This is a genomic window from Pseudomonas sp. GXM4, from assembly GCF_008923895.1.
GTDB lineage: Bacteria > Pseudomonadota > Gammaproteobacteria > Pseudomonadales > Pseudomonadaceae > Aquipseudomonas > Aquipseudomonas atacamensis.
Map to the genome: position 1 here is coordinate 1 of NZ_WBRZ01000263.1, position 7,574 is coordinate 7,574.

General features: G+C 61.4%; 6 protein-coding genes. 2 read left to right on the forward strand and 4 right to left on the reverse strand.

Going from position 1 to position 7,574, the window contains the following annotated elements; genetic code table 11:
- The first annotated feature begins 76 nt into the window (after positions 1-76).
- Entirely contained in the window at positions 77-1,777 is a 1,701-nt protein-coding gene (gene ureC / locus F8N49_RS23085) for an urease subunit alpha (RefSeq protein WP_071174262.1), read from the forward strand.
- Positions 1,778-1,837: 60 nt separating this feature from the next.
- Here ureC and F8N49_RS23090 read toward each other — a convergent pair whose 3' ends face one another.
- The 3 genes from F8N49_RS23090 to F8N49_RS23100 form a co-directional block, all read right to left on the reverse strand.
- Positions 1,838-3,238 (reverse strand): hypothetical protein, encoded by a 1,401-nt coding sequence (locus F8N49_RS23090; protein ID WP_256675503.1) that lies wholly within the window; start codon positions 3,236-3,238, stop codon positions 1,838-1,840.
- Positions 3,239-3,441: 203 nt separating this feature from the next.
- A complete protein-coding gene (locus F8N49_RS23095) occupies positions 3,442-3,747 on the reverse strand; it encodes a chaperone modulator CbpM (protein WP_016771896.1) in 306 nt (101 codons plus the stop codon).
- 23 nt (positions 3,748-3,770) lie between these two features.
- On the reverse strand, positions 3,771-4,715 hold the full coding sequence (locus F8N49_RS23100; RefSeq protein WP_024011397.1) for a DnaJ C-terminal domain-containing protein: 945 nt from the start codon (positions 4,713-4,715) through the stop codon (positions 3,771-3,773).
- A 290-nt stretch (positions 4,716-5,005) separates the two neighbouring features.
- Here F8N49_RS23100 and F8N49_RS23105 point away from each other — a divergent pair, with 290 nt between their 5' ends.
- Positions 5,006-6,274, forward strand: coding sequence for an Hsp70 family protein (locus F8N49_RS23105; RefSeq protein ID WP_151552742.1), 1,269 nt, complete (start codon positions 5,006-5,008; stop codon positions 6,272-6,274).
- Positions 6,275-6,398: 124 nt separating this feature from the next.
- Here the strand turns inward: F8N49_RS23105 and F8N49_RS23110 are convergent, their stop codons facing one another.
- On the reverse strand, positions 6,399-7,412 hold the full coding sequence (locus F8N49_RS23110; protein ID WP_016771899.1) for an AI-2E family transporter: 1,014 nt from the start codon (positions 7,410-7,412) through the stop codon (positions 6,399-6,401).
- Positions 7,413-7,574 lie beyond the last annotated feature (162 nt).

Consider the following 7,574-nt stretch of genomic DNA (forward strand, 5'->3'; position numbering starts at 1 on the left):
AAGGCGGACGCAGAGCGTCCATGGCGGCATTCCCACGCAGAGCGTGGGAACGATCATTGAATCCCAAGGCAAGCACATGAAGATTTCTAGAAGCGCCTACGCCGACATGTTCGGCCCCACCGTCGGCGACAAGGTGCGCCTGGCCGATACCGAGCTGTGGATCGAAGTCGAGAAGGACTTCACCACCTACGGCGAGGAAGTGAAGTTCGGTGGCGGCAAAGTCATCCGCGACGGCCAGGGCCAGAGCCAGTTGCTCGCCGCCGAAGTGGTCGACACGCTGATCACCAACGCGCTGATCATCGACCACTGGGGCATCGTCAAGGCCGACGTCGGCCTCAAGGACGGGCGCATCGCCGCGATCGGCAAGGCCGGCAACCCCGATGTGCAGCCCAACGTGACCATCGCCATCGGCGCCGGCACCGAAGTGATTGCCGGCGAAGGCATGATCCTCACCGCTGGCGGCATCGACACGCATATCCACTTCATTTGCCCACAGCAGATCGAAGAAGCGTTGATGAGCGGCGTCACCACCATGATCGGCGGCGGCACCGGGCCTGCCACCGGCACCAACGCCACTACCTGTACCTCCGGCCCGTGGCATCTGGCGCGCATGCTCCAGGCCGCCGATGCCTTTCCGATGAACATCGGCCTCACCGGCAAGGGCAACGCCAGCCTGCCGGAGCCGTTGATCGAACAGGTCAAGGCCGGTGCCATCGGCCTCAAGCTGCACGAGGACTGGGGCACCACTCCGGCGAGCATCGACAACTGCCTCAACGTCGCCGACCAGTACGATGTGCAGGTGGCGATCCACACCGACACCCTCAACGAATCCGGTTTCGTCGAAACCACCCTCGGCGCATTCAAGGGCCGCACCATCCACACCTATCACACCGAAGGTGCCGGTGGCGGCCACGCGCCGGACATCATCAAGGCCTGCGGTTTCCCCAACGTGCTGCCGAGTTCGACCAACCCGACCCGGCCGTTCACCCGCAACACCATCGACGAACACCTCGACATGCTGATGGTCTGCCACCACCTCGACCCGAGCATTGCCGAAGACGTCGCCTTCGCCGAAAGCCGTATCCGCCGCGAAACCATTGCCGCTGAAGACATCCTCCACGACCTCGGCGCGTTCTCGATGATCAGCTCCGACAGTCAGGCCATGGGCCGCGTCGGTGAAGTCATCACGCGCACCTGGCAGACCGCAGACAAGATGAAAAAACAGCGCGGCCCACTGCCGCAGGACGGCGAGGGCAACGACAACTTCCGCGCCAAGCGTTACATCGCCAAGTACACCATCAACCCGGCGATTACCCATGGCATCAGCCATGAAGTCGGCTCGATCGAAGTCGGCAAGTGGGCCGATCTGGTGCTATGGCGTCCAGCGTTCTTTGGTGTGAAACCGACGCTGATTCTCAAGGGTGGCGCGATTGCCGCGAGCCTGATGGGCGATGCCAACGCCTCGATTCCGACACCGCAACCGGTGCATTACCGCCCGATGTTCGCCAGCTACGGTGGCTCGCTGCACGCCACCAGCCTGACCTTTATCAGCCAGGCGGCGCAGGAGGCCGGGTTGCCGGAGGCTCTGGGGTTGAAAAAGCAGATCGCTGTGGTGAAGGGCTGCCGCGACGTGCAGAAAACCGACCTCATCCACAACGACTATTTGCCGAACATCGATGTCGATCCGCAGACCTATCAGGTCAAGGCCGATGGCGTGTTGCTGTGGTGCGAACCGGCGGAAACGCTGCCGATGGCGCAGCGCTATTTTCTGTTTTGATTAGGGGGCGCGCTGAATACGGACTCGCTGGTTCGTATTCAGCAGCTATCGCTCAGGCGATCACGGAAACAACTTCGCGATGTCCGCGTCGCTGTAGTTGTAATTGATGCGTAACTCGGTTCCTGCCGGAATATCTTCGGTAGCGAAGATGGCGTTGAGAATGAAGTCGCGGGTGACCAGTTCCTTGCCTATCAACTGTTGCGCTTCAACATCGAATGGCACGAATTCGACGTTATAACCGTCCGTGGCCTGGCGAACCGGCTTGCCCGTTGCGTTGTACCAGAAATGCGTATTGATCCTGGAGATGATCGTGTCACCGACCATCGCCAGCTGGACGGGGATCAGATATCCAGGTCCTGGCTGGTAACGCACGCCGACCTTCATGGTGTATGACTGCTGGGGCAGCGGCACAAGACGTCCTGGCATGATGGCGCCAGCATAGACGCCGACCACCTCGCCTCGGCTGATGCGCCGGTTGGCAACCACCATGGACTGGCCGACCAGGGCCCGCTCACCGGGCGCACGCATGTCGGCCTCGGTGAACAGTCGCCATTGCAGCTTTTCTTCATACAGCCGCGCGACATGCTCGTAGGCGCCAAACTTGATGTACGGCTTGATCTGCTCGGAGGTGTATCGGCCGCCGTCTTCGAAACGCACGAGGGTCTGGAGCTTCTTTATGCGGATAGGTGTGCCGGCGATGTCCCGGAATGGATATTTGCCGTTATTGGCTCGGTCGTAGACCCCGGGCCGATTGCTGAGAAACGAAAAGCGCGTTTCGCTGCGCATCGCACTCAACTCGTCAGCAGTGAAAGGTTTGACGGGCATTGACTCGGACGCCAGATAGAAATGTTCATCTGCCGCATCGACATCGTCGGGCAGCTCTTCAAGGGCTGACTCATAGTCTTCATCACTCTGCCGCGCCGCCCTGCGGCTTTTACCCGGTACAACGGCGGCGTCCAGCGATGCGCTGAAATCCTCCAGCGAGTACCAGTGCTTGTTCAACGGATCGTAGGCAAGCACTGGACCGGACGGCTGCAGCTCGCTGGACAACCGGGCCCGATGCAGACCGGTCTCGGCATCGACGCCGATCAGCACCGTACCACCGCCCTGCAAGTCCGCGTATTGGCGACCCTTGAATACGCGAAACCCGTCAACGTCCGCTTGCGGTAGAGGGGCTGTCGAGGCAATCAGGTAACGCTCCAGCGCGGAGGCTGCAACGGTTGGGGCGGAACCCGACGTAGACGGCGTCGGATGGACTTGCACGCTGTGCGGCGTGGCTGCAATTTCCATTTGCTGCGTGCTACTGCCGGGTTCGCTGGTATCGGGCGGGGTCTTGCGAATGAACGGACCGGGGGTCAGGTGCGGCGACTCGATACCGTGCGTGGCGGAATCCCGGGATGTGCGCCCAGGGGTGGTGATATCGACTGCGCCCGGCTTGGGCGGCTTGGGTCTGACTGGCATTGACAGGCTTCCTTGCAAAGATTGCGCAGCGCTGGCCAGTCTGGCTGGCGCTACGACCGTCGGCATCCATTGCCAACATGTGCCCGGAAAACTATCAGACCATCCAGCCGGTTCATACCGGGTGAAACACTCGCAAACACTAACCCGGCACCAGCGGGCCGACTCGCGATGAGGCCGGGTCAGACCTCATCGCCTCAAACAACCTATTCGACCACCAGCCGCCCCAACCGCTGGCGCAACATGCGGTTCTCGGCGCGCAACTGCTTCACCTCATCCAGCAGATCCAGCGCCAGCGCGACGCCTTCCCACTCCAGTTCCAGATCACGGCGCAGCTTCGCCGCGCGCTTGGCCAAGGCCAATTCGTAATCGGTGAAGCGCCATTCCCGGGGCTGCGCGCCCTGAGGTTCGAGGATGCCGTGTTCGACGATTTCGATCACGTAGACGTCCGACAAATCGGCCGCCTCACAGAATTCTGCCAGGTCCAGTTGAACGATCAGGGGGCTGCTCATGATGGGCTACTCCGTCGTAGGGTTCAGAAGTTCTCTCGCGGGTTGAACGCGGCTTTCTTCGCCAGTTCCTGCCACAGCGCCTTGACCTCATCGTCGGAGGCTTTCGGCATCACGGCCTTGAGCTGCACGAACAGATACCCGCGTTCGCCGGCCTTGTTCAGCAGGCCATGGCCCTTGGCGCGCATGCGCTGGCCATTCTGGCTGCCGGCCGGGACCTTGAGGTTGATCTTGCCGGTCAGGGTTGGCACGGCGACTTCGGTGCCCAATGCCAATTCCCATGGAGCCAGGGGCAAGGTGATGATCAGGTTCTCGCCTTCAACATCGAATTTCGGGTGCGGCGCAAACCGGATAGTCAGGTACAGATCGCCATTCGCCCCGCCACCGATGCCCGGTGCGCCCTGGCCCTTCAGGCGAATCCGCTCGCCGTCGGTGACGCCGGCCGGAATCTTCACGTTCAGGCTCTTGCTGGTGTTGCTGACATGCTGGCCGTGCGCGTTGTATTGCGGCACCTGAAAGGTGACTTTCTTCGATTCGTTCGACAGGGTTTCTTCGAGGAAGACCGGCAGTTCCATTTCCACGTCTTGCCCTCGGCGTCCGCGTGATTGGCGGCTCTCGGCGCCACCGAAACCGGGGCCGCGATTGCCGAAGATCGAACTGAAGAAGTCCGAGAAGTCGCCCGTGTCGCCACCGCCACCGCCGAAGCCGCCACGGCTCTGCCAGCCCGGCGGGCCCTGGAACGGCTGACCGTGCTGGCCATAACGGCGCAGCTCGTCGTATTCGGCGCGTTTGTCGGCACTTTTCAGCGCTTCATAGGCTTCCGAGGCGTCCTTGAACTTGGCCTCGGCGTCTTTTTCCTTGCTGACATCGGGGTGGTATTTGCGCGCCAGCTTGCGATAGGCCGCCTTGATGGCCTTGTCGTCGGCTGTCGGCTCCACGCCGAGTATCTTGTAATAGTCTTTGAAGTCCATGGAAGGATCACCATCCGTTATCGATTTCGCGCCGAGACCAGCATGCGCCGATTGGCACGTGCCGGGTTGACCGATCTCAAGTTTGTGACCGGGTGGCGCCGCAGAAGTTTATCGGCAGTGGACGACGGTTCTTGCGACCGCCGGTGTGTCTGCCGGCCCATGCCAGCAAGTTTGGGGCGAAGCGGCGCTTTTCAAGCTGTCTGCCGGCGAAATAGCGGATGACCGGCCTTCGAATCTGCCGCGCACTGACATACACTGCGCGGCCGTTTTTTCACCGGAATCCGAAAGACATGAAAGACGCCTCTCCAGCCCGTGCCTGCGGCATCGACTTCGGCACGTCCAACTCCACCGTCGGCTGGCTGCGCCCCGGCATGGACACCATGATCGCGCTGGAAGACGACAAGATCACCCTGCCGTCGGTGGTCTTCTTCAACATCGAGGAACGTCGCCCGGTCTACGGTCGCCTGGCCCTGCACGAGTATCTGGAAGGCTACGAAGGCCGGCTGATGCGCTCGTTGAAAAGCCTGCTCGGCTCCAAGCTGATCAAGCACGACACCAGCGTCCTCGGCACGGCGATGCCGTTCAAGGACCTGCTCGGGCTGTTCATCGGCCAGCTCAAGAGCCGCGCCGAAACCGCCGCCGGTCGGGAATTCGAGCAAGTGGTGCTGGGTCGCCCGGTGTTCTTCGTCGACGACGATCCGCTCGCCGACCAGGAAGCCGAAGACACCCTGGTCGAAGTGGCGCGCAAAATCGGTTTCAAAGATGTGTCGTTCCAGTACGAACCGATCGCGGCAGCGTTCGACTACGAGTCGACCATCGAGAAAGAAGAACTGGTACTGATCGTCGACATCGGCGGTGGTACCTCTGACTTCTCGCTGGTGCGCCTGTCGCCCGAGCGTCGTGGTGTCGACAACCGTCACGATGACATCCTCGCCACCGGCGGCGTGCACATCGGCGGGACCGACTTCGACAAACAGCTGAGTCTGCAAGGCCTGATGCCGCTGTTCGGCTACGGCAGCCGCATGAAGAGCGGCGCCTACATGCCAACCAGCCACCACATGAACCTGGCGACCTGGCACACGATCAACTCGGTGTACTCGCAGAAGTCCACGCTGGCGCTGGGCAGCATGCGCTACGACATCGAAGACACCGGCGGTATTGATCGCCTGTTCAAGCTGATCGAACAGCGCGCCGGGCACTGGCTGGCGATGGAAGTGGAAGAAACCAAGATCCAGCTGACCCACGCCGACAGCCGCCACGTGCCGCTGGACCGCATCGAAGCCGGGCTGAGCGTCGAGCTGAGCCGCGCGTTATTCGAATCGGCGATCGAGGCTTTGCTGGAGCGTGTGCGTGGCAGCGTTACGCAGTTGTTGAATGACGCTGGCGTGGCGGTCGATCAGGTCGACACGGTGTTCTTCACTGGTGGTTCCAGCGGCATCCCGGCCCTGCGCAACAGCGTCTCGGCAATGCTGCCGCACGCCCGGCATGTCGAAGGCAACATCTTTGGCAGCATTGGTAGCGGTTTGGCGATTGAAGCCCGCAAACGCTATGGCGTTTAGGGGCAGCCGCAAGTTTTAAGCTGCAAGCTGCAAGCTGCAAGCTGCAAGCTAGAGCAAAAGCCACTGCGGCTCTTGCTTCTGCTTTTCACTTGCAGCTTGAAGCTGGAAGCTCGAAGCTGCTTTTCTAGACCATTCCTCCGAGCTTCAACTCACTCTTCAGATACGCGTAATAAATCGGCCCCGCCACCACCCCCGGCAAACCGAACGCGGCTTCGAACACCAGCATCGCCAGGAGCAACTCCCACGACTTGGCACTGATCTGCCCGCCAACGATGCGCGCGTTGAGGAAGTATTCGAGCTTGTGGATAACGATCAGGTAGCCCAGCGCGGCGATCGCCACCCAGATCGACAGCGACAGGCCGACGATGGTGATCAGCGTGTTCGACATCAGGTTGCCGATCACCGGCAGCAGGCCGAGCAGGAAGGTCAGCACGATCAGGGTTTTGGTCAGCGGCAGCTTGATGCCGAACATCGGCAGGATCACCGCGAGGAAGATCCCGGTGAACACGGTGTTGAGCAGGGAAATCTTGATCTGCGCGAAGACGATATTACGAAACGCCTGCACCAGCAGATGCAAACGGTCGAACAAAGCGGCGGCCAGCGGCTTGCGCTTGGTCACGTCGGGGATGCGCTGCAGGGCGATGATCGCGCCGAGCACCATGCCGATCAGCAGGGTGACGAACATGTGCGCAGCGTCCTTGCCGACCAGTTGCAGGTCGGCCAGATGCTTGCTCGCCCACTCGCCGATCGCCACGCGAAATTCCGCCGCGCTGGCCGGCAGATAAGCGTCGATGAACGGCGGCAACTGCCCGCGCGCGCGATCGACCACGCCCATGAACTTATCCAGCGAGGCGCCGGGGTTTTCCGCTTCATGCAGGAGGAAACTGATGGCGCCGGCGAAAATCAGCGCCAGCGCACTTACTACCAGCGTGCCGAGCAGCGCCACCGCCAACCAGCGCGCACGCCGCCCTTCGATCAGCCGTTGCAGTTGCGGGGTGAGCATGTTGACCAGCTCGAACACCAGCAACCCGGCCAGCAGGCTCGGCAACAGGCGCAGCGGCAGCACCAGCAGCAAACCGCCAAAAATGATGATGCAACTGACCCAGAACACAACATGACGCTGAGAAAACGTTGGCATACAGCCTCAAAACGAACGGCGTGAAAGGATGGGCAGTCTGCCAGCGATCCGGGGTTAGCACTAGGGATATGCGGGGTTTCGGATTTTCGTGCAAGGCTTGCGAATTTCCCCCTCACCCTAGCCCTCTCCCAGAGGGAGAGGGGACAGATTGGGGGTTGCTCG

Bases quoted from the DNA above. Each gene is read 5' to 3' on its own strand.
- ureC (WP_071174262.1), top strand. From the start codon at position 77: ATGAAGATTTCTAGAAGCGCCTACGCCGACATGTTCGGCCCCACCGTC.
- F8N49_RS23090 (WP_256675503.1), bottom strand. From the start codon at position 3,238: ATGCCAGTCAGACCCAAGCCGCCCAAGCCGGGCGCAGTCGATATCACC.
- F8N49_RS23095 (WP_016771896.1), bottom strand. From the start codon at position 3,747: ATGAGCAGCCCCCTGATCGTTCAACTGGACCTGGCAGAATTCTGTGAG.
- F8N49_RS23100 (WP_024011397.1), bottom strand. From the start codon at position 4,715: ATGGACTTCAAAGACTATTACAAGATACTCGGCGTGGAGCCGACAGCC.
- F8N49_RS23105 (WP_151552742.1), top strand. From the start codon at position 5,006: ATGAAAGACGCCTCTCCAGCCCGTGCCTGCGGCATCGACTTCGGCACG.
- F8N49_RS23110 (WP_016771899.1), bottom strand. From the start codon at position 7,412: ATGCCAACGTTTTCTCAGCGTCATGTTGTGTTCTGGGTCAGTTGCATC.